This window comes from Hymenobacter latericoloratus, from assembly GCF_014199535.1.
Classification (GTDB): Bacteria; Bacteroidota; Bacteroidia; order Cytophagales; family Hymenobacteraceae; genus Hymenobacter; species Hymenobacter latericoloratus.
Genome location: NZ_JACHNV010000003.1, coordinates 588,123 through 608,420, shown reverse-complemented (window position 1 = coordinate 608,420; position 20,298 = coordinate 588,123). Strand labels below are relative to the sequence as shown.

Here is a 20,298-nt window from a genome sequence, read left to right as displayed (position 1 = left end):
TCGTTTTGAGTCGAGTTAAACTGAAGCGCTTCGCCGATAACGCTGAGCGCCCCGACGTAATTGAACCCGGTAAGGCTACCTACCAGCAGCTAGGCGGACGTTGGCACGAAGAGTTCTTCCGCAACCCCAACCCCATTACCCTGGAAGTAGGCTGCGGCAAGGGCGAATACACCGTGGGGCTGGCCGAACGCTACCCCGAGCGCAACTTTCTGGGCCTTGATATCAAGGGGGAGCGGATCTGGCGGGGCAGCACCCGCGCCGAGGCTCTGGGCCTGACCAATGTGGGTTTCCTGCGCACCCGCGCCCATGATTTGCTTACCCACTTCGCGCCCGGTGAGCTGCACGAAATCTGGATTACCTTCCCCGACCCGCGCCCCCGCGACCGGGACATCAAGCGCCGCCTCACGGCCCCGCGCTTTTTGGACCTCTACCAGCAGGTGCTACGCCCCGGCGGCCTCGTGCACCTCAAAACCGATAACGAAGGCTTATTCGATTTCTCTCTCGAAACCCTCCAGCAGCGGGCCGGCGCTACCATCCTCGCCCACACCAAAGACCTCTACCAAACCCCCGAGCTGCTCCCGCACGCCGAGGACATCCAGACGACCTTTGAGCGGAAATACCGCACGCTGGGCGTACCTATCAAGTACCTGCAGTTTCAGCTGAGTTAGGGTTCGGGTCGGTAGCGGGGGTAGGAGAAAAGCCCGAAACTACTAGTTTAGCGGCATGACACCTGCTTCTATCCCCGATACCCTGCCGCTGTTCCCGGAGCTGGACCGTTTGCTGCTCGAAGTACTCCGCAGCCTGTCTGCGGCCGACTGGGCGCGGCCCACGCTAGCCCCCGCCTGGACGGTGCGCGACGTGGCCCTGCACCTACTCGATGGCAGCCTGCGCAGCCTCTCCATGCTCCGCGACGGCCATTTCGCCGGGCCCGGCCCCGCCAGTGGCGAGTACCCGGACGTAGTACGCTACCTCAACGAGCTGAACAACTCCTGGGTACAGGTGGGACAGCGGCTCAGCCCGGCGGTGCTGATTGGGCTGCTGGAAGGGGTAGGGCCCGAGTACAACGCCTTCCTGGCCTCGCTGGACCCCGCCGCGCCGGCCATGTTTGCGGTGGCGTGGGCCGGGGAGGCACAGTCAACCAACCACTTCCACGTGGCCCGCGAGTACACCGAGAAGTGGCATCATCAGCAGCAAATCCGGCAGGCAGTAGGGCAGGGGCCCCCCCTGCTGAGCCCGCAGCTTTACCGGCCTTTCCTGGCCACCAGCCTGCAGGCTCTGCCGCACCACTACCGGGCCGTGGCGGCGCCCAAAGGGACGGCGGTGCGCTTTCACGTTACCGGGGAGGGCGGCGATACATGGTTTCTGCTCCGGACGGCAGCGGGCTGGGTTCTGGGGCAGAATTATACCGGGGGCCCCGTAGCTGCCGATATAAAGCTGCCCGGCGAGGTAGCGTGGCGCCTGCTCACTAAAAGCCTACCCCTCGCCGAGGCCAAAACCCGCCTGGTGCTACGGGGGCCAGAGCTCTTAACGGCTCCAGTGTATTCTCTGCTCACGGTAATGGCTTAGAAAGTACCGGCATCCCTAAACGTAACGGGGCCCTTCTCTGCGCAGAGAAGGGCCCCGTTACGTATGCATATGGCTCGCTGAACTAGTCTTCCAGCTGCTCGAAGACGGCTTCCATCTCGTCGAAGTCGCGCAGGCCGGGCTTGATTTCGTCGCCGCCCTGCAGCACGATACCGGCCGGGTTTACGGCCTCTACGTAGCTGCGCAGGTTATCGGGCGCAAAGCCGGCGCCCAGCCAGATGCGGTACATGCGGGCATGCTCCGTGAGGCGGGTTACTTCGGCCGGGTTCGGTAGGGGCTGGGGGGCAGTGGCAATAACAAAGCCGGCGTAGTGCGGCGCCTGCTCCCGCAGCAGCATATCCACATCCTCGGGCAGCATATCCGGAATCCAGTTGATAGCACGCAGGGCCGGAATAGTCAGCTCGGCCAGCTCATCGGGGGTGTGGCGGCGGTGGAGCAGCACCGCGTGCAGGCCGCACTGCCGGGCCAGGGAATTAATCTGGTCGATGGGCAGCGTGTCAAACTCGCCGATGAGCTGCACACCCGCCACCCAGCTGCTGAGCTCCTGCACGGTTTCCGGCGTAAGGGCATCGGGGAAGGCGGAGTCGAGACGGAAGGTGAGCGAGTCGGCGCCCATGCCGGCGCAGTACCGGGCATCGGAGAGGTTATTGATGCCGCGCACCATCACGGGAACAATCAAAGGCATAGAAAAAGAGTAAGCAGAGGCAAAAAGAAACCGAAGGAGCGGAGCCCTGACGAAGACGCCAGCGCGGTATGGGAGTGCAATATTCGGAGATTTTTATGTGCCTAGTATGAAGTGCTTGATCCGGAGCGGACAAATGCCTCTAAAACATGCCGCTAGCCCGCTAAAAGAAATAACCGTTTCGCGTGGGGCGGGTACTATCGCCAGCCCAAATGGGCCACAGGCAGAAACGAACGCCCCGGCAACCGGCAAAACTGGCAATTGGCGTACCTTTGCGTATTCGGCCGGAACCTTTCACGCTTCGGGCGCAATTTCACTGCATATGAACACAACGAAAGGACGGGTGCTGGTTGCCATGAGCGGCGGCATCGACAGCTCCGTGGCCGCCGTGCTGCTGCACGAGCAGGGCTACGAAGTGGTGGGAATGACCATGAAAACCTGGGATTACGCCTCGGCGGGCGGCAGCAAAAAGGAAACCGGCTGCTGCTCCCTCGACAGCATCAACGACGCCCGGCAGATTGCCGTGGAGCTCGGCTTCCCGCACTACATCATCGACATCCGCGACGAGTTCGGGGACTTTGTTATCAGCAACTTCACCGAGGAATATCTGGCGGGCCGCACGCCCAACCCCTGCGTGCTCTGCAACACCCACATCAAGTGGGACGCGCTGCTGCGCCGGGCCGACCAGCTGGGCTGCGAGTTTATTGCCACGGGCCACTACGCCCAGGTGCGCGAGGAAAACGGCCGCTACGTCATCAGCAAAGGCATCGACGAAAACAAGGACCAGAGCTACGCGCTCTGGGGCGTGACCCAGGAAAGCCTGGCCCGCACCCTGTTTCCGCTGGGGCAGCTGCGCAAAACGGCCATCTACGACTTTGCCCGGGAGCGGGGCTTCACGGAGCTGGTGAACAAGCCCGAGAGCTACGAAATCTGCTTTATCCCCGACAACGACTACCGCGGCTTCCTGCGCCGCCGGGTGCCGGGCCTGGAGGAGCGCGTGGCCGGGGGCGAGTTTGTGCTGCGCGACGGCACCGTAGTGGGCAAGCACGAGGGCTACCCCTTCTACACCATCGGACAGCGCAAAGGGCTGGGTGTGGCCCTGGGCTTCCCGGCCTACGTCACGGCCATCGACCCCGAAACCAACCGGGTGGTGCTGGGCAACTTCGAGGACTTGGCCAGCACCCGCACGGTAGTTGGCAAGCTCAACATGGGCAAGTACGCCTCCCTGGAAGGGCGCGGGCTGGTGCCCAGCATCACCAAAATCCGCTACAACCACGACGGCTCCCCGGCTTTTCTGGAGCAGAAAGGCGACAAAATCTACATCTACTTCGAGGAAGCGGTGCACGCCGTAACCCCCGGCCAGGCCGCCGTGTTCTACGAGGGCCAGGATGTGCTGGGCGGCGGCTGGATTGAGCGCCATACCATCGGCGAAATTCCGGAGCCTTCGGCCGCGGTAGCCGCGGCCGGCTAAGCCTACGGGCCGGCCGGTAGGGTAGGGCACGAGCAACACTGGGGGCGCAAGCGTAAGTGTGCGCCCCCCGTGTTACCGGCTGACGGGGCCAGCGACGGAACCGGTCGGCAATGAATAGGGTTTCAGCCGGCGGCAGGGGAAGGTGTCAGATTCCTGTGCTATTTTTCGGCCCTTATTAAGACTGTATGAATCAGAAGTATTCACTAGCACCTTTCGTGTTGGGGGGCCGGGCCGGGCTGTGGCTGGGCGGGCTGCTGGCAGCCGGGCTGGCGGGCTGCGAAAACCAGACGGAAGCCGCACCCGAGTTGGGCCGCGACTATTTTCCCCTGGAGGTGGGCGCCTACCGGGTGTATGATGTGGTGGATACTGCCTACCAGGCCAACGTGCCCACTGTCAGCCGCTTTCAATTCAAGGAGCAGGTAGATGCCGGGCTGGAACCGGATGCTACCGGGCAGCCCGTGTACCGCATCATTCGCTCGCGCCGCACGCTGCCCACGCAGGCCTGGCAGGTGGATTCCGTCATCACCGTGACGGCCAATGGCCGGGCCCTGACCGAGCAGCGCAACAACCGCCGCACCGTGGAGCTGGTCTTTCCGGTGCGGGAGGGCAAGTCCTGGAACATCAACGCCTTCAATACCCTGGACACGCTGCCGGTGGTAAACCGGTTTTACGTGGGCGCCGGCCAGCCGTTCCGGATTACGCGCAACGGCCAGACCTACGAGTATAACCAAACCGTTACCACCATCAACGACGTAGCCCAGGACGTGAATGCTGCCTATGCCACCGTGCTCCGGACAACGTTCGCGCGCGGGGTAGGACCGGTGTACCGGGTGCGCCGCCGCTTCATCAGCCGCTGCGACGCCATTGGCTGTAACCCAGCTTTCCGCCAGCAGGGCCAGTCGCGCAGTGAGGTGCTGATTGATTCGGGCAAGTAGGCGCCTTGCGCGAAGTCCCCTGCCAGCAAAACCGGCCGGTGCAGCAAGCTGCGCCAGCTGGTTTTTTACTTTCGAGGGAGTAGGTGAGGCCGTACAAAAGGCCCCGGAAAAGGACAAAAGACCGGATTCCTTTGTATCTTCCGGCAAGTCAAGTTGCCATCCGAATGGTTTTTTCTCGTTTCTTTTCCGGCCTGGCGCTGGCCCTTGGGCTGAGTGCATCAGTGGCCCCCACGCCTGCCGAAGCAAGCTCCCGGCCGGCGGCCCCCGGGCCTGCTTCACCGGCCCCTGGTACCGTACGTAAGCATCTGATTTATTTCAAGGACAAAGCCGGCACGCCCCACCAACTCAGCCGGCCCCAAACGTTTCTCTCGGCCCGGGCCGTGCAGCGGCGGCAGCGGCAGGGCATTGCGCTGCTCCCCCGCGATTTGCCGGTCAGTCCGGCCTACGTGCAGCAGGTAAAGGCCGTACCCGGCGCTCAGCTCTGGTACACCTCCCGCTGGTTTAACGCCGCCGTGGTGGCCTGCGATTCGGCCACCCTGCAACAACTGCAGGCCCTGCCGTGCGTGCGCGGGGCCCGGACCCTGAACCGGGGCCTGCCCGGCAGCCGCAAGCGGGGCGAAGGCGAACAGACCTCCACTGCGCCGGAGAGCACGGCCGCCAACCCTTACGGCAAGGCGTACCCCCAGGCCCAGATGCTTGGGGCCGTGCGCATGCACGAGGCGGGCTTTCGGGGCGAGGGCCTGCAGATTGCCGTATTTGACGCCGGTTTTCCGGGCGTGAACACGGCCCCGGCTTTTGCCGCCCTGCGCAACGAGCAGCGGCTGGCCAGCACCTTCAACTTCGTGGATAAGAATAAGGCGGTTTATCAGCGCAACAGCCACGGCACCCACTGCTTGTCCACCATGGCCGCCAACGAGCCCGGCGTGTACATCGGGACGGCTCCCCAGGCTACCTACCACCTCTGTATTACGGAGGATAGTTACTCCGAGCATCCGGTGGAGGAAGCCAACTGGCTGATTGCGGCCGAGTACGCCGACTCGGCAGGAGTGGATATCATCAGCTCCTCGCTGGGCTATACCACCTTTGATTACCCGTCCATCGATTATACCTACGCCGATCTGAACGGGCGCACGGCTATTTCTACCCGCGCCGCTACCCTGGCCGCCCGGGTAGGCATGCTGGTGGTCAACAGCGCCGGCAACGAGGGAAACAATACCTGGCGCTACATCACGGCTCCCGCCGATGCCGACTCCATCCTGACCGTGGGAGCCGTGGACTCCTTGCGGGGGCGGGCCAGTTTCAGCTCCCGCGGCCCTACGGCCGATGGGCGCATCAAGCCCAATCTGGCCGCCATGGGTGAGCAGACCGCCATTGTGACGCCGGACGGCCGCGTGAACCGGGGCAATGGCACCTCGTACTCGTGCCCGGTACTGGCGGGAATGGTAGCCGGCTTCTGGCAGGCGAATCCGCAGCTAACGGCCCAACAGGTTATCAGCTTTCTGCAGCGTTCCGGTAGCCGGGCTGCTACCCCCAACGATGAGGTGGGCTACGGCATCCCCGACTTTGTGCAGGCCTATAACCTGGCCAACCCCGGGGCCCCGTTGGCAACCCAGGCTGCCTCAGCCCAGCAGAACTTGTTTATCTACCCCAATCCGGTGAAAGAAACGGAGCTGTACCTGCAGCTGGCCGTTGGCTTCCAGGGCGTGCCGCTGCGCGTACGGATTTATGACGCCCGGGGGGCGCTGGTAGCCGAAGAGCAGGTAGCGGCCACCACGGCCGCGGCCGTGCGCCTGCAGCCTGGCGTGCTGGTCAAGGGCGTGTACACCTGCACCGTGAGTGCTGGCCGGGAGCAGCGCACCGTGCGCTTCGTGAAACTCTAGGCCGCGCTGGGCGCGTTGGGTGCCGTAGGCTCGGAAAGTTGCCCATGTGTTGAGGAATAGTCGCTTTTGATTTGCTATTGTGATTAGTGATGTGCAAATTTAATTAGTCAACGGGGCACTCATCAGGGGACGGCCTTGTTTGACAAGAACGGCCATAAAGGCATTTATACACTTTTCAACTCTCTTCCAGCATGCTACAAATGATGGTCTCCAAGCGCATCGGGCGCCGGCAGTTTCACTTCACGGTGCAGGGCGCCAATTTTCACGAAGTGGTGGCTGAGTACGACCGGCTGAGCTTTCCCGACGTGCCCAAGTGCGGCCTCTGCGGCTCCGAGAATCTGGACCTCACGGCCCGAGTAGCCCAGGATAAGTTCAAGTACACCTCCGTGAAGTGCTTGGATTGCCGCGGCGACGTGACCTTTGGCAAGCGCCAGGACGACGACCAAACCGTATTTTTGCGTAAAACCGAGGATGGCAAGCTCGATTGGCGGGCCTGGGAAAAGCCCAGCTAGCTTTTAGCCTGCTGCCTGATAGAAGCCGAGGCGCCGGAACACTAGTTGTTCCGGCGCCTCGTTGTTTCGTGTGGCGCCCTGCTGGGCCCGCAGGTAGCCCGGGAAAATGACATGGGCAGCCTAACAGGCTGAACTGCCCATGGCTTTCCGGGGAGTATCCGGGGCTGACCCTGTTTGCACCTCACGGCAATCCGCTACTTTCGTGCTATGAACCCGACCCGCCGTATGGCCCCGCTGCTGGCCCCTTCACTTCTCGCCGCTGATTTTGGCAACCTGCAATTTGAAACCGAACGGCTGGCCGGCTCTGCCGCTGACTGGTTGCACTTCGACGTGATGGATGGCCGCTTCGTGCCCAATATCTCCTTTGGTATGCCGGTGCTGCAGGCCGTGCACCGGCACGCCCAACAGCCCATTGATGTGCACCTGATGATAGAAGAGCCCCAGCACTACCTCAGCGCCTTCCGCGACGCCGGGGCCGCCAATATCACGGTGCACTACGAGGCCTGCCCTCACCTGCACCGGGTGGTGCAGCAGATCAAGCAGCTGGGTTGCCGGGCCGGGGTAGCCCTGAACCCGCATACGCCGGTGTGGGTGCTCGAGGAAATTGCCGCCGACCTGGACCTGGTCTGCGTGATGTCCGTCAATCCGGGCTTCGGCGGTCAAACGTTTATCCCGAATACCCTGCGCAAAGTAGCGGCCCTGAAGGAGCTGCTGGTAGATAGCGGCTCGGCGGCCCTGATTGAGATTGACGGCGGCGTGACCCTGGATAACGCCAGTGCCCTGGTAGAGGCCGGCGCCGATGTGCTGGTGGCCGGCTCCTTTGTGTTCAACTCCCCCGACCCCGTCGCTACCCTGGCCCAGATGCGCCAGCAACTGGTAGCGCCGGCTGATATGGAAGATTACAACTAAGCCCGCAGATGCCCACTCTTTCCCGCTCTCATCCGCTGCTGTGGCTGCCCTTGCTGCTCCGGCCGCTTCCCGTTTGCGCTACCCTGGTGCTGGCAGCCGGTCCGCTGTGGGCGGTTCAGGCCCAGCAGCCGGCCTCGGCGCGGGTGCTGGTAACGGGCACCGTGCGCGACGCGGCCGGCCAGCCCCTGGAGCAGGTAGCGGTAGGGGTGGAGGGCCTGGCCGGGGGCACCAATACCGATGACCGGGGCCGTTTTGCCCTGAGCGTGGTGCGGCCCCTGAGCGGCAAGGAACCCGTGTTGGTGGCGCGCCGCCTGGGCTACCAGACCCTGCGCCTACCCTTAAACCTGCAGGAGAAGCGGGAGCTGAGCCTTACCCTGACCGAAGATTCCCGGGCCCTGGGCAACGTAACCGTGCGGGGCCGCGCCGAGGCGGCCGACTCGCGGGAGCAAGTGAGTATCCTGCAGCTGGAGCCGCGCACGGCCAAGGAAATTCCCTCGCCCTTCGGTGATTTCAGCGCCGTGCTCAAAACCCTGCCGGGGGTAGCCAGCACCAATGAGCTGACCAGCACCTACTCCGTGCGCGGCGGCAACTACGAGGAAAACCTGGTGTACGTCAACGGCTTTGAGGTGTACCGGCCGTTTCTGGTGACGGCCGCCACCCAGGAAGGCCTCAGCTTTATCAACCCCGATCTGGTCAATCGGGTCGAGTTTTCAACTGGGGGCTGGCAGCCCAAGTTCGGCGACAAGCTATCCTCGGTACTCAATATTGAGTACAAGCAGCCCGTGAAATTCGGGGCTTCGGCCACGGCCAGCCTGGTGGGCGGCACGGCCCACGTAGAGGCGTCCTCACCAAACAAGCGGGTGAGCTACCTGGCCGGGGTGCGCTACAAGAATGCCACCTACGTGTTCAACTCCCTGCAGCAGCAGCAGGGCCGCTATAACCCTACCTTCTACGACGGGCAGAGCCTGATTACCGTAGCCCTGGGCCCCCAGGGTAACCCGGAGCGTACTACCCTGGGCCTGCTGAATACCTTCGCCCACAACGATTACCGCTTTAACCCGGAAAGTGGGGAAAGCACCTTCAGCACGGCCGCCAATCAGCTTTCCCGCCTGTATATTATTTACGGGGGACAGGAGCGCATGCAGTACGATACCTATCAGGGCGGACTGAACCTGCGCCACGCGCTGCGGCCTAACCTGCAGCTGGAGCTGCTGGGGGGGCTGCTGTACTCGCGCGAGTTTGAGTACCGCGACGTGGAAGCCAGCTACAGCATTGCCGAAATTAACCGCGACCCGAACTCGCCGGACTACAATCTGGACGTAAACCGCCGCGGGCTCGGCTCCCGCTTCGACCACTCCCGCAACAATCTCACGGCCCGTATTGCTACCCTGGAAACCCGCGGCACCTGGACGCCGGGCGAACGAAGCGCCGTGCGCTGGGGATTGAAAGTGGGGCGGGAAAGAATCGGGGACCAACTCAACGAGTACAGCTTCACGGACTCGGCCGACTACGTGCCCGATGCCCGGCGCACCCGTCTGGTTTCTGATCAGAGCCTGGAAAGCACCCGCACCCAGGGCTACCTGCAGCACACCTACCAGTTCGATTCGCTGAAGACGCTCACCTACGGGCTGCGCCTCAACCACTGGACCGTTAATGACCAGCTGACCTTCAGCCCGCGGGTGCAGTACGCCTTTACCAGCGCCCGCAACCCGCGGGTGTCGTGGAAGGCCGCCGCCGGCGTGTACTACCAGCCGCCGTTCTACCGGGAACTGCGCTACCAGTCCGGGGCGCCCCAGGCCCAGCAGGGCCAGCTGAACCTGGCGCTGCGGGCCCAACGCTCTGTGCACGTTATTGTGGGTAATGAGCTGCGCTTTACCAAGTGGGGGCGGCCATTCCGTTTCACCGGCGAGGCCTACTACAAGTACCTCACCGACGTAGTGCCCTACGACATCGACAACGTGCGCCTGCGCTACTACGCCCAAAACAACGCCACGGCCTACGCCGCCGGCCTCGATGCCCGCGTGAGCGGGGAGTTTATTCCGGGTACCGAGTCGTGGTTTAGCCTGGGCCTGCTCACCACCCGCGAAAACCTGACCGGCGACTCTCTCAACATCTACGACGAGGACGGGACCACGGTAATCGGCCGCCAGCCCAAGGGCTACATCCGCCGCCCCTCGGATCAGCGCCTGAACCTGGGCATATTTCTGCAGGACAACCTGCCGGGCAACCCCTCGGTGAAAGGCTACGTGAACCTGGTGTTTGGTACGGGCCTGCCCTTTAGCCCCCCCGACGACCCCAACCTGCGCGGTACCAGCGAGCTGACCCGGGCCTACAAGCGCGTGGATCTGGGCTTTACCAAAGTGCTGACCCTGCGCACTCCGGTGGAGGAAGCTAGTGGCCGGGCCGTGCAGCTGAAAACCCTGTGGGCCAGTCTGGAAATTCTCAACATTCTGGCCGCCGATAACCTGGCCGGCTACAATTACATCCAGGATTTGAACGGCCGCACCTACGCCGTGCCCAACTTCCTGTCGCGCCGCCTGGTGAACCTGCGGGTCATTGCCCGGTTTTAAGCGCCTCGTCAGCAGCCGTAGCGGCACTCATTCGCGAGGCCATACCCTACCTCGCCAAAAAAGTAGAGGTACAGCGCCAACAGTAGCGGAAACAGCAGGCAAGCTGCCACTCGGAGATACCCGGGCACTACCCCTTTAAGCTGACTTACCTTCAGGACTAGAATGCCATAAGCAGGGAGCAAGCCCATCAACAGAAAGGCATGAATAAAGCCCTGGCCTTCCGCGTCGTGGCTGCCGCCGCCGTAGAGTTTCACTCCCATATCGTGCCCGCAAATCAGTCCGGCCAGCAGGAGCGTGCGGAGCATGGGGGTAGGGCGCGAAGAGCGGGCAGTGAGCAGAAGCAGGGTAGTAGCTACAATTACTACCGGGGTCAGCAGGATTTCCCACGGTGCCAGGTAGTAGCCCAGCAGAACATTGCCCGCCAGCAAAAGCGCTGAAAGCAAAGTGGCCGTTATGGTATTCATGGCTAGTTGGAGGTGGAGTTACTCAACTCCTTTTCCTGGTGCACATCCTGGAAGCGGAGCATGGCCAGCAACTGCTCTTCCTTGTCGGCATCGAAGCCACAGGTGGCCTGAAACTCCGCGGGGTTGCGGTACGTGCCAAACAGCCAGTCCCAGATGACCAGGTCGCCGTAGTTATGGCTGTGCTGCTGGTACTGATGATGCACCCGGTGCATTTCCGGCCGCTGAAAGATATAGCCTACCCAGCGCGGCGTGCGCACATTGGTATGATAGAAAAACTCGCCCAGCGCGGTGCAGAGGGTATAAACCGCCCCGGCCGCCGGGCTCAGCCCGAGTAGGGTGTACACGAGCAGGCCCCCAATCAGGGAGTTGACGGTCATTTCCAGCGGGTGCTTGTAAAAGGAGGTAATGACCTCAATGCGCTGGGGGCTGTGATGAATCTGGTGAAAGTGCAGCCACAAAAAATCCTGGGTGTGGCGCCAGCGGTGCCACCAATAGAAAATAAAGGTGGCAATAACGTACGCCAGGACGCCCGCCGCTACCGGATGAACATGGCGTGATACGTGAAAAACGGAGTACGCCGAAAACCAGGTTTCCCAGGTCAGCCCGGCCACGACGACCACCAGCAGCTGCGCCAGATTTACAGTTAGCACCCGTACGGGCCAGGTAGGCACCCATGGGAGCTTCCAGCCCGGAATAAGCCGTTCCAGCACAAAGCAGAAGGCGAAGGCCACGAAAATAACCACCAGCATGGGCGGGGCACTCCAGGAGGGTAGGCCTAAACTTGGGAAGGCGTTACCGGAAAGCAGGGCAAGAAACTGGGCGTCCATACAGTGCCAGAAGAGAAGGTGAAACCATGCTCAAAGGTGAGGGTTCAGCTTCTGACAACTCTTGACATTTATCAAGAACGGCGGGCACGCAAGCGGCTGAGCGTTTCGGGGGTGAGGCCCAGGTGCGAGGCCAACAGCTTCAGGGGAACCCGCTGAAAGATATCCGGGAAGTCGAGCAGAAGCTTTTCGTAGCGTTCCGGGGCCGAGAGCATGCGCAGGTGCAGAGCCCGTTGCTCACTGAGCACGTAGTATTTCTCGGTGAGTACGCGGCCGATGTAGTTAAACTCCGGAAACTGCTGGTACAGGTGCTGCAACTGCTCGTAACCCAACGACCACAGCGTGCACGGCGTCAGGGCTTGCAGATACTCGTGCGAGGGCTGCCGGGAAAAGAAGCTCAGGATGGAAATAACAAAGTCACCTTCCTGCATAAACCAGGCGGTTACTTCCTTGCCGTCTTTCAGGTAGAAACCCCGCACCAGGCCGGTTTCCAGAAAGTAGAGCCGGTGAGCAATCTGGCCGGGCTGGAGCAAGAGCTGCCGCTGGGCCACGGATTCCTGCCGTACCTGCTGGCGCAGGGCCAATTCCAACCCAGGCGACAACGCCTGAATAGCGTGACAAAGCGCTAAAAACTCCTCCACAGCTTGAAATAAAAACCTGTCAGACAAGCCACCAAAAAGCTTCTCCCTTTACCCTGACCTGTCACCTGTCACCATTCAGCTCATCACCAACTTAATAGGCCTTGGCCTGCCACTCGGTAAGGGCAATACGCATGCTGGGGAGCTGGTTCTTGAAGGCGCTATCTTCCTTGTCGCCGAGCTTGATGGCCTTGCGGGCGTACACGATGGCCGTACCGAAATCCTGCTGCTGGGCCAGTAGCCGGGCCTTAATCCAGTTATTGGAGGCCGCATCCTGCAGGCGCAACGACTCATTGATATACGTTAGCGCGCGTTCGGCTTCGATGTTATTCTGCACCAGGTAATCAGCGGCCTGAGCCAGCAGCTGCCAGTCGCCGGGCTTCTGCTGCAGCACCTGTTCGATGCCGCTGAGCACCTGCTTGTGTACTTCCGTCTCGATGGGGAGGGTGAGCGTGCGCTTCTCCCAGGTCAGGTTGAGGTGAGCCCCGGTCGATTTGATGTCGGAAAACCAGTACAGCAGGTTTTCGTGGAAAGGGGCCGTTTCGGGTATCACCGGCACCCGAATAACATCGTCGCGCTGGTCGTAGCCCTCGGCGCCCCAGTGGGTAGTCACGCGGTTAAGCACCAGTTCCCAGTCCCGGTCCTGGTGGGGCATCACATAAAAGGAGTATTGCCCGGCCGGCACCGTCTGGCCGCGCAGCAGCACCGGCGTCGAAAACCGGATCAGGGTATTTTCATTGGCGCCGGCCCGCCAGATCTGGTCGTAGGGAACGAGGCCGCCCCACACGGCCCGGCCGCGCACCGAGGGCGCGTGGTAGTCTACGGTGACTTCGGTGAGGCCAAAGGTTTGCGTGACCGAAGCCCGGGGGCTGGCCTGGGGTAGGGGCAGCTGCACGGGCTGGGCGCCCGTAGCCGGCGCAGGAGCCTGGCTGGTAACGGGCGCGGTGGCGGCGGCAGGGCTTGAAGCCGGGGCAGGGGTAGGGCTAGCGGGTTCAGCGGCCGCAGCGGGGGTAGGGGCCGCCGTTTGGGCCTGCGCCAGCGAAGCGGCCCCGAGCAGGCTGATTCCTAATCCCAGACGAAGAGCCAGAAGCCGGACACGATACATACGCGAAAGCAGTAGGTGGAAGGAGCGAAACCCAAGGCGGGCATTCAGGTACAGATTTTCCTGAAACAATGATGCCAGAAATCAGGTTGCAGAAGCACGGAAAACGCAAAGGTCCGGCTTTCATGTAAAATTTTTGCTGAAAAGTTTTCATCCTACCCGTTGGCCCGTACATTTGTTCCGCTACTACCAGCCCCGTATGCTTTTCTCCGCGTTGTTTCTGACCCCTTGCCGTACTGTGGCCGCCCGCTCCCTGGGCCGCCGGGCCGGGTCCAGCGCGTCGCAGCAGCACCATCATCATCACGGGCATCATTCCTCTTTCTAGAGGAATGCACGCATCATATTGACCCCGTTGGGCGAACCGCACTTGGTTCCCCGGCCCCCGCAAACTGGTGGCCCCGGCAGTGTATTGCCGTTTCCCGACGACCTGGGTCCCGACTCCCTCCCGAATCTTACTGAAGTACAACGAGGAACTGCCTTGCGGTCGGTTCTTCGTCCCACCCCTTAACTTAACCATATGCTCCGTCTGGCCATCCAGAAATCGGGCCGCCTTAGCGAAGACTCCCTGAACCTGATTCGGGAGTGCGGTATCAGCTTCCTCAGCTCCTCGTACAAGCTGAAAACCGAAGCCACCAACTTCCCCCTCGAAATCCTCTACCTCCGCGACGACGATATTCCCGGCTACGTGCAGGATGGCGTGGCCGACCTGGGCATTGTGGGGCAAAACGTGCTAGTGGAAGCCGGCCTACCCCAACTGGAAATCGAAGGGCTTGGTTTCAGCAAGTGCCGCCTGAGCCTGGCCGTGCCCCGCGCTGCCGGCTACGACTCCGTGGCTGACCTCTCGGGTAAGAACATTGCCACGTCCTACCCCCGCATTCTGGGTAGCTACCTGCAGGAGCGGGGCGTAACGGCCAACCTGCATACCATTAGCGGTTCGGTAGAAATTGCCCCCAGCATCGGGCTGGCCGAGGCTATCTGTGATATTGTGAGCAGCGGCTCTACGCTGCTAGGCAACGGGCTGCGGGAAGTAGAAACCGTGTTTCGCTCCGAAGCCGTGCTGATTGCCAACCAGCAGTTGAGCGCCGAGAAAAAGGAGCTGCTGGAGCAGCTACAGTTCCGGATGCAGGCCGTGCGCCGGGCCCGCCGCAACAAGTACATTCTGCTGAACGCTCCGGTGGCCTCGCTGGATGCGGTGAAAGCCTTGCTACCCGGTATCAAGTCGCCCACCGTGACCAAGCTGGCCGAGGAAGGCTGGGTGTCGGTGCAGTCCGTTATCAATGAGGATGATTTCTGGCACATTACCGGGCAGCTGAAAGCTGTAGGTGCCGAGGGTATTCTGGTGCTGCCGATTGAGAAGATGATTGCCTGAGCCGGCGGGGGTAGGCCGCGAGCAGCTACTCCTTATAATATAGGAGTGCACTCGCGCCGTCTACCTGCAGTCATTAGTAAAATCACTACTACACGTCAGCCAGAAAACGTCATGCAATTATTTTCTTACCCCCCCCAAACGGACTGGCCCGCCCTGCAGCAGCGGGCCGCGGCCCAGCAGGCTCAGGACATCGACGAGCGGGTACAACAGATTTTTGAGGATGTGCGCCAGCGCGGCGACGCGGCCCTTCTCGACTACGCCCAGCGCTTCGACGGCGCCGACCTCTCGGGCGGTTTGCGCGTCAGTCTCGATGAACTTACCGCCGCGGCCGCGCAAGTACCGGCCGGGCTGCAGGCCGCCATTCGTCAGGCCTACGCGAATATTCTGCGGTTTCACGAGGCCCAGGTGCCGCAGCCGGAACAGGTAGAAACCATGCCGGGTGTGCACTGCTGGCGCCGGGCCGTGCCGGTGCAGCGGGTGGGCCTCTACATTCCGGGCGGTACGGCCCCGCTGTTTAGTACCCTGCTGATGCTGGGCGTCCCGGCTCGGTTGGCCGCCTGCCCGGAGGTAGTGCTGTGCACCCCGCCCCAGCGCGATGGCTCCGTGAACCCGGTGATTCTGTTCACGGCGCAGCTGCTGGGCATTACCACCATTATCAAAGCCGGCGGGGCCCAGGCCGTGGCGGCCCTTACCGGCGGTACGGCCTCGGTGCCCGCTGTTGATAAGATCTTCGGCCCCGGCAACCGCTACGTGACGGCCGCCAAGCAGTTGGCCACGCGCTACGGGGTAGCCATTGACATGCCGGCCGGCCCCTCGGAAGTGCTGGTTATTGCCGACGCCTCGGCTAACCCCGCTTTCGTCGCCGCTGACTTGCTGAGCCAGGCCGAGCACGGACCCGATTCGCAGGTGATTCTGCTGTCGGATTCACTGAGCCTCCTGGAAGCTACGCAGGCCGAAGTAACCCGCCAGCTGCAGCAGCTGCCCCGGGCTGAGGTAGCCGCTCAGGCCCTGCAGGAAAGCCGCGCCATTCTGCTCCGCACCCCGGAGGAAATGCTTTACTTCTCGAATCAGTACGCGCCCGAACACCTGATTCTGGCCGTTGAGAACCCCGAGCAATTGGCCGAAGGCGTCACCAGCGCCGGCTCCGTATTCCTGGGCCACCTGACTCCGGAAGCTGCCGGCGACTATGCCTCGGGTACCAACCACACGCTGCCCACCAACGGCTACGCCCGCAACTACAGTGGTGTATCCCTGGATTCGTTTCTGAAAAAGATAACGTTCCAGCGGCTTTCCACCGAAGGGTTGCGCCAGGTGGGGCCGGTAGTGGAGCTGATGGCCGAAGCCGAAGGCCTACGGGCTCACGCCCGCGCCATCACGCTGCGGCTGGAGTCGCTTGGGCGGTCAATAGAACAGAATCCGCGCTAGCAGTGCGGTCATCCTAAATTCAGAATCAATGTTTAACCTCGATAGCCTCGTGCGGCCCAACATCCGGGCCATGAAACCCTATTCTTCGGCCCGCGACGAATTTCAGGGAGAGGCGCATGTAATGCTCGACGCCAACGAGAATAGCCTGGGCAGCGCCGGCCCCGAGCGGTTCAACCGCTACCCCGACCCCGTGCAGCGGGCCGTGAAAGCCGAGCTGGCCCCGCTGAAAGGCGTGCGGCCCGAGCAGATTTTTCTGGGCAACGGCTCCGACGAAGCCATTGACCTGCTGGTGCGCCTGACCTGCACTCCCGGCCAGGACAGCATTCTGATTCTGCCGCCTACCTATGGCATGTATGAGGTAGCCGCTAATCTGAATGACGTGCGCATCGAGCGGCTGCCGCTCACCGAGGACTTTCAGCTCTCCTCCGAGACAGTAGCGGGGGTAGTAGCTTCCGAGGCCAAGCTGGTATTTTTGTGCTCGCCCAACAACCCCACGGGCAATCTGCTCCACGCCGAAGCCATCGAGCAAATCCTGCGCGGCTTCCGGGGGCTGGTAGTAGTCGACGAGGCCTATGCCGATTTCGCTGCAGCTCCCAGCTGGACCACGCGCCTGGAGGAGTTCCCGAACCTGGTGATTCTGCAAACCTTCTCCAAGGCCTGGGGCTTGGCCGGCCTGCGCCTGGGCATGGCCTTCGCCAGTCCGGAAATTGTCGGCTACCTCAACAAAATCAAGCCGCCCTACAACGTTTCGGAAGCTACCCAACAGCACGCCCTGCAGGCTCTGCGCGATGCGGCTCGTTTTGAGGGTATGCGCCAGCAGCTGCTCCGGGGCCGTGACTGGCTGGCCGAGCGCCTGCCGGCCGTGCCCATCGTGGAAACCGTATTTCCTTCGGATGCGAATTTCCTGCTGGTGCGCTTCCGGCCTGATGCCACAGCCGTGTACGACTTCCTGGTAAGCCGTGGCATTATTGTGCGCAACCGTACTACCCAGCCAGGCTGCGCCGGCACGCTCCGACTTACCGTGGGCTCGCCACAGGAAAATGAGCAACTGCTGGAGGCGCTCCAACAGTTCGAGTAAGCCCGCCCGACAACAGTACGACACTCCGATTTTACCTGACCCCACCTGGGTCATTTCTCTATCATGAAGAAAGTTCTTTTCATTGACCGGGACGGCACCATCCTGATTGAGCCGCCCACCGATTTTCAGGTTGACTCCCTGAGCCGGGAAAAATTTCAGTTTGTGCCGGGCTCCATCACCGGACTGGCGCGCATTGCCCGCGAACTGGACTACGAGCTGGTACTAGTAAGTAACCAGGATGGCTTGGGCACCGACAGCTTTCCGGAAGACACCTTCTGGCCGGCCCACACCATGATGCTCGATATTCTGCGCTCGGAAGGAGTGGAGTTTGCGCGGGAGCACATCGACCGGAGCTTTCCGCACGAAAACCTGGCTACCCGCAAGCCCGGCATCGGGATGTTGCAGCAATACCTTGGGGAAGGCAGCGGCTACGACCTGGCCGGCTCCTTTGTTATCGGCGACCGGCTCACCGATGTGGAGCTCGCGCAGAACTTAGGCTGCCAGTCTATTCTGATCCGGCCGGAAGGGGAGGCCGATGACCGCGCCGCTCTCTCGACAACCAACTGGGAAAAGATATACCAATTCCTGCGGTTGCCTGCTCGCACGGCGGCAGTACAACGCGACACCAACGAAACCAAAATCAGCATCGAAATAAACCTCGATGGAAATGGTCGTCCGCAGATGCAGACTGGGCTGGGGTTCTTCGATCATATGCTTGATCAGCTCAGCAAGCACTCGGGCGTGGATATGAAAATTTCGGTACAGGGTGACTTGCACATCGACGAGCACCACACCATCGAAGACACGGCCATTGCCTTGGGCGAGGCCTTCACCCAGGCCCTCGGCGACAAGCGCGGTCTGGCCCGCTACGGTTTCCTGCTCCCCATGGACGACGTGCTGGCCCAAGCCGCCATCGACTTCTCCGGCCGCCCCTGGATGGTGTGGGATGCGGAGTTTAAGCGGGAAAAAATCGGGGACATGCCCACGGAAATGTTTTACCATTTCTTTAAAAGCTTCTCCGATGCAGCCCGCTGCAACCTGAACATCAAGGCCGAGGGGCAGAACGAGCATCATAAGATTGAGGCCATATTTAAGGCTGTAGCTAAGTCTATCAAGATGGCCCTAGTACGGGACGCCGCCCGGATGGAAATTCCCAGCACAAAGGGAGTTCTGTAGTTTTAACATTTGTATAAACATATGGTAAAGCCTTCATTGTCTGCAGCTCGTCAAGCACCCCTGCTTATAAAGTTAGGAAGGTGCGTTAAGCAATTATAGGAGAACAGGGGCTACACCATATGTTTATACAAATGAGTAAACACATAATTCGCCTATAATCCTTCAAATGGAAATAGCAGTAATTGATTACAAAGGCGGCAACGTACAGTCTGTGCTGTTTGCGCTGGAACGCCTGGGCGTACAGGCTACCCTGACCTCGGAGCCCGAAGTGATTCGGCGGGCCGATAAGGTTTTGTTTCCGGGTGAAGGCGAAGCCGCTTCGGCCATGCGCGAGCTGCGGGCCCAGGGCCTTGATGAGCTTCTACCGACACTTACTCAACCATTCCTGGGCATCTGCCTGGGCATGCAGCTGCTGGGGCAGCACAGCGAAGAAGGGGGCGGTACCGGCCTGCTCGGAATTTTGCCTTTTAACGTGATTCGCTTCCCCAGCGCTCCGGAGTATAAAGTGCCGCACATGGGTTGGAACAACCTGCAGGCGCTTCGCTCCCCGCTCTTCGAAGGGCTGCGCGAGGAGGACTACGTGTACTTCGTGCACAGCTACTACGCACCCGTCGGGGACTACACCATTGCCCAGGCCGAGTACCCCGCGCCCTTTAGTGCCGCCGTGCAGTATAAGAACTTCTACGCCGTGCAGTTTCACACCGAGAAAAGCGGCCCGGTCGGGACGCGGATTCTGGAAAACTTTCTGAAGCTCTAGCAGCCTTGGCCACCGACAGGGGGTAGGGAGTATTTCACTACCTGCGCCGGCAGACCAAAGCGCCACAGAGTTTTCCTACCCCATCATTCTAGCAGATAGCAGACACCCATGGAAATCATTCCCGCTATTGACCTCATCAATGGCCAGTGCGTGCGCCTCACCGAAGGCGACTTCTCCCAGCAGACCACCTACGACTCCGACCCCCTAGCCGTGGCCCAGCGCTTCGAACAGCACGGGGTAAAGCGCCTTCACCTGGTGGACCTGGACGGGGCCCGGGCCAAGCAGCCGGTGAACCTGCCGGTGCTGGAGCGCATTGCCCGGCACACCGCCCTGGAGATTGACTTTGGCGGGGGGCTGCAAAGCGAGGAGGCCGTGCGCCAAGCCTTCGGGGCGGGTGCCCGCCAGATTACGGCCGGCAGCATTGCCGTGCGGGAACCCGAAACGGTGGCTGGTTGGCTGCGCGTTTTTGGCGCTGAATGCATCATTGTAGGGGCTGATTTCCGCGACAACTTTATTTCCATTAACGCCTGGGCCGAGCAGAGCGAGCGGACCCTACAGGAGTTCGTGGCCGACTACCTGACGGCGGGCGCCAGTACCTTTATCTGCACCGATGTCAGCAAAGATGGCAAGCTGCAGGGCCCCGCGCTGGCTACCTACCAGCAATTGCGCGAGCAGCTGCCCGCTGCCCAGCTGGTGGCCAGCGGCGGGGTTACCACCCTAGCCGATGTGGAAGCCCTGGCGGCAATCGGCATGCACGGCGCTATTATTGGCAAGGCCATCTATGAGGGCACCATTACCCTGGCCGAACTGCAGCCCTGGCTATAGGGGCGTCTATTGATTGGTTCTTTTATCATCCTGAGCGGAGCGAAGGACCTTATCACGGTTGAAGGATAACAACGGCTTCGCGCCGGCGTGATAAGGT

General features: G+C 61.6%; 19 protein-coding genes. 14 read left to right on the top strand and 5 right to left on the bottom strand.

What is annotated here, in order from left to right; translation table 11 throughout:
* The first annotated feature begins 5 nt into the window (after positions 1–5).
* Together trmB and GGU46_RS13105 are read left to right on the top strand one after the other, a co-directional pair.
* Positions 6–668 carry a tRNA (guanosine(46)-N7)-methyltransferase TrmB gene (gene trmB / locus GGU46_RS13110; RefSeq protein ID WP_183403975.1) on the top strand — a complete coding sequence of 221 codons (663 nt, stop codon included), beginning with the start codon at positions 6–8 and terminating at the stop codon, positions 666–668.
* A gap of 55 nt (positions 669–723) precedes the next feature.
* Complete coding sequence (locus tag GGU46_RS13105; protein ID WP_183403974.1) at positions 724–1,566, top strand: maleylpyruvate isomerase N-terminal domain-containing protein; 843 nt, start codon at positions 724–726, stop codon at positions 1,564–1,566.
* An 82-nt stretch (positions 1,567–1,648) separates the two neighbouring features.
* Here the strand turns inward: GGU46_RS13105 and trpF are convergent, their stop codons facing one another.
* The gene (gene trpF / locus GGU46_RS13100) at positions 1,649–2,269 is read right to left on the bottom strand and encodes a phosphoribosylanthranilate isomerase (RefSeq protein WP_183403973.1); all 621 of its coding nucleotides are present in this window, start codon (positions 2,267–2,269) and stop codon (positions 1,649–1,651) included.
* 319 nt (positions 2,270–2,588) lie between these two features.
* On the opposite strand from trpF, the gene mnmA reads away from it, so the two are divergent.
* The 6 genes from mnmA to GGU46_RS13070 all read left to right on the top strand — a co-directional run bounded on the left by mnmA (position 2,589) and on the right by GGU46_RS13070 (position 10,543).
* Entirely contained in the window at positions 2,589–3,737 is a 1,149-nt protein-coding gene (gene mnmA, locus GGU46_RS13095) for a tRNA 2-thiouridine(34) synthase MnmA (protein WP_183403972.1), read from the top strand.
* Between the two features lie 185 nt (positions 3,738–3,922).
* On the top strand, positions 3,923–4,672 hold the full coding sequence (locus tag GGU46_RS13090) for a hypothetical protein (protein ID WP_183403971.1): 750 nt from the start codon (positions 3,923–3,925) through the stop codon (positions 4,670–4,672).
* Between the two features lie 164 nt (positions 4,673–4,836).
* Entirely contained in the window at positions 4,837–6,552 is a 1,716-nt protein-coding gene (locus GGU46_RS13085; protein WP_183403970.1) for a S8 family serine peptidase, read from the top strand.
* Between the two features lie 191 nt (positions 6,553–6,743).
* On the top strand, positions 6,744–7,064 hold the full coding sequence (locus tag GGU46_RS13080; protein WP_183403969.1) for a hypothetical protein: 321 nt from the start codon (positions 6,744–6,746) through the stop codon (positions 7,062–7,064).
* Positions 7,065–7,271: 207 nt separating this feature from the next.
* Entirely contained in the window at positions 7,272–7,973 is a 702-nt protein-coding gene (gene rpe / locus GGU46_RS13075; RefSeq protein ID WP_246398984.1) for a ribulose-phosphate 3-epimerase, read from the top strand.
* A gap of 8 nt (positions 7,974–7,981) precedes the next feature.
* Complete coding sequence (locus GGU46_RS13070) at positions 7,982–10,543, top strand: TonB-dependent receptor (RefSeq protein ID WP_183403968.1); 2,562 nt, start codon at positions 7,982–7,984, stop codon at positions 10,541–10,543.
* A gap of 8 nt (positions 10,544–10,551) precedes the next feature.
* Here GGU46_RS13070 and GGU46_RS13065 read toward each other — a convergent pair whose 3' ends face one another.
* From GGU46_RS13065 to GGU46_RS13050, 4 genes are all read right to left on the bottom strand, one after another.
* On the bottom strand, positions 10,552–11,007 hold the full coding sequence (locus tag GGU46_RS13065) for a hypothetical protein (RefSeq protein ID WP_183403967.1): 456 nt from the start codon (positions 11,005–11,007) through the stop codon (positions 10,552–10,554).
* Between the two features lie 2 nt (positions 11,008–11,009).
* Positions 11,010–11,756 (bottom strand): sterol desaturase family protein, encoded by a 747-nt coding sequence (locus tag GGU46_RS13060; RefSeq protein ID WP_183404284.1) that lies wholly within the window; start codon positions 11,754–11,756, stop codon positions 11,010–11,012.
* Positions 11,757–11,905: 149 nt separating this feature from the next.
* On the bottom strand, positions 11,906–12,472 hold the full coding sequence (locus GGU46_RS13055) for a Crp/Fnr family transcriptional regulator (protein ID WP_183403966.1): 567 nt from the start codon (positions 12,470–12,472) through the stop codon (positions 11,906–11,908).
* A gap of 91 nt (positions 12,473–12,563) precedes the next feature.
* Positions 12,564–13,574 (bottom strand): DUF2911 domain-containing protein, encoded by a 1,011-nt coding sequence (locus GGU46_RS13050; protein ID WP_183403965.1) that lies wholly within the window; start codon positions 13,572–13,574, stop codon positions 12,564–12,566.
* Between the two features lie 514 nt (positions 13,575–14,088).
* Here GGU46_RS13050 and hisG point away from each other — a divergent pair.
* The 6 genes from hisG (at position 14,089) to hisA (ending at position 20,201) form a co-directional block, all read left to right on the top strand.
* Entirely contained in the window at positions 14,089–14,940 is an 852-nt protein-coding gene (gene hisG / locus GGU46_RS13045; protein ID WP_139921964.1) for an ATP phosphoribosyltransferase, read from the top strand.
* A 111-nt stretch (positions 14,941–15,051) separates the two neighbouring features.
* Entirely contained in the window at positions 15,052–16,365 is a 1,314-nt protein-coding gene (gene hisD / locus GGU46_RS13040) for a histidinol dehydrogenase (RefSeq protein WP_183403964.1), read from the top strand.
* 28 nt (positions 16,366–16,393) lie between these two features.
* Positions 16,394–17,443: a histidinol-phosphate transaminase gene (gene hisC / locus GGU46_RS13035; protein ID WP_183403963.1), complete on the top strand. Its 1,050-nt coding sequence runs from the start codon at positions 16,394–16,396 to the stop codon at positions 17,441–17,443.
* Positions 17,444–17,506: 63 nt separating this feature from the next.
* Positions 17,507–18,619 (top strand): bifunctional histidinol-phosphatase/imidazoleglycerol-phosphate dehydratase HisB, encoded by a 1,113-nt coding sequence (gene hisB / locus GGU46_RS13030; RefSeq protein WP_183403962.1) that lies wholly within the window; start codon positions 17,507–17,509, stop codon positions 18,617–18,619.
* 166 nt (positions 18,620–18,785) lie between these two features.
* Positions 18,786–19,376, top strand: a complete 591-nt coding sequence (hisH, locus tag GGU46_RS13025) for an imidazole glycerol phosphate synthase subunit HisH (protein ID WP_183403961.1) — start codon at positions 18,786–18,788, stop codon at positions 19,374–19,376.
* Between the two features lie 108 nt (positions 19,377–19,484).
* Positions 19,485–20,201 (top strand): 1-(5-phosphoribosyl)-5-[(5-phosphoribosylamino)methylideneamino]imidazole-4-carboxamide isomerase, encoded by a 717-nt coding sequence (hisA, locus tag GGU46_RS13020; protein WP_183403960.1) that lies wholly within the window; start codon positions 19,485–19,487, stop codon positions 20,199–20,201.
* Positions 20,202–20,298 lie beyond the last annotated feature (97 nt).

Coding starts and splice junctions, on each gene's coding strand:
- GGU46_RS13105 (WP_183403974.1), top strand. CDS start 724: ATGACACCTGCTTCTATCCCCGATACCCTGCCGCTGTTCCCGGAGCTG.
- trpF (WP_183403973.1), bottom strand. CDS start 2,269: ATGCCTTTGATTGTTCCCGTGATGGTGCGCGGCATCAATAACCTCTCC.
- mnmA (WP_183403972.1), top strand. CDS start 2,589: ATGAACACAACGAAAGGACGGGTGCTGGTTGCCATGAGCGGCGGCATC.
- GGU46_RS13090 (WP_183403971.1), top strand. CDS start 3,923: ATGAATCAGAAGTATTCACTAGCACCTTTCGTGTTGGGGGGCCGGGCC.
- GGU46_RS13085 (WP_183403970.1), top strand. CDS start 4,837: ATGGTTTTTTCTCGTTTCTTTTCCGGCCTGGCGCTGGCCCTTGGGCTG.
- GGU46_RS13080 (WP_183403969.1), top strand. CDS start 6,744: ATGCTACAAATGATGGTCTCCAAGCGCATCGGGCGCCGGCAGTTTCAC.
- rpe (WP_246398984.1), top strand. CDS start 7,272: ATGAACCCGACCCGCCGTATGGCCCCGCTGCTGGCCCCTTCACTTCTC.
- GGU46_RS13070 (WP_183403968.1), top strand. CDS start 7,982: ATGCCCACTCTTTCCCGCTCTCATCCGCTGCTGTGGCTGCCCTTGCTG.
- GGU46_RS13065 (WP_183403967.1), bottom strand. CDS start 11,007: ATGAATACCATAACGGCCACTTTGCTTTCAGCGCTTTTGCTGGCGGGC.
- GGU46_RS13060 (WP_183404284.1), bottom strand. CDS start 11,756: ATGCTGGTGGTTATTTTCGTGGCCTTCGCCTTCTGCTTTGTGCTGGAA.
- GGU46_RS13050 (WP_183403965.1), bottom strand. CDS start 13,574: ATGTATCGTGTCCGGCTTCTGGCTCTTCGTCTGGGATTAGGAATCAGC.
- hisG (WP_139921964.1), top strand. CDS start 14,089: ATGCTCCGTCTGGCCATCCAGAAATCGGGCCGCCTTAGCGAAGACTCC.
- hisD (WP_183403964.1), top strand. CDS start 15,052: ATGCAATTATTTTCTTACCCCCCCCAAACGGACTGGCCCGCCCTGCAG.
- hisC (WP_183403963.1), top strand. CDS start 16,394: ATGTTTAACCTCGATAGCCTCGTGCGGCCCAACATCCGGGCCATGAAA.
- hisB (WP_183403962.1), top strand. CDS start 17,507: ATGAAGAAAGTTCTTTTCATTGACCGGGACGGCACCATCCTGATTGAG.
- hisH (WP_183403961.1), top strand. CDS start 18,786: ATGGAAATAGCAGTAATTGATTACAAAGGCGGCAACGTACAGTCTGTG.
- hisA (WP_183403960.1), top strand. CDS start 19,485: ATGGAAATCATTCCCGCTATTGACCTCATCAATGGCCAGTGCGTGCGC.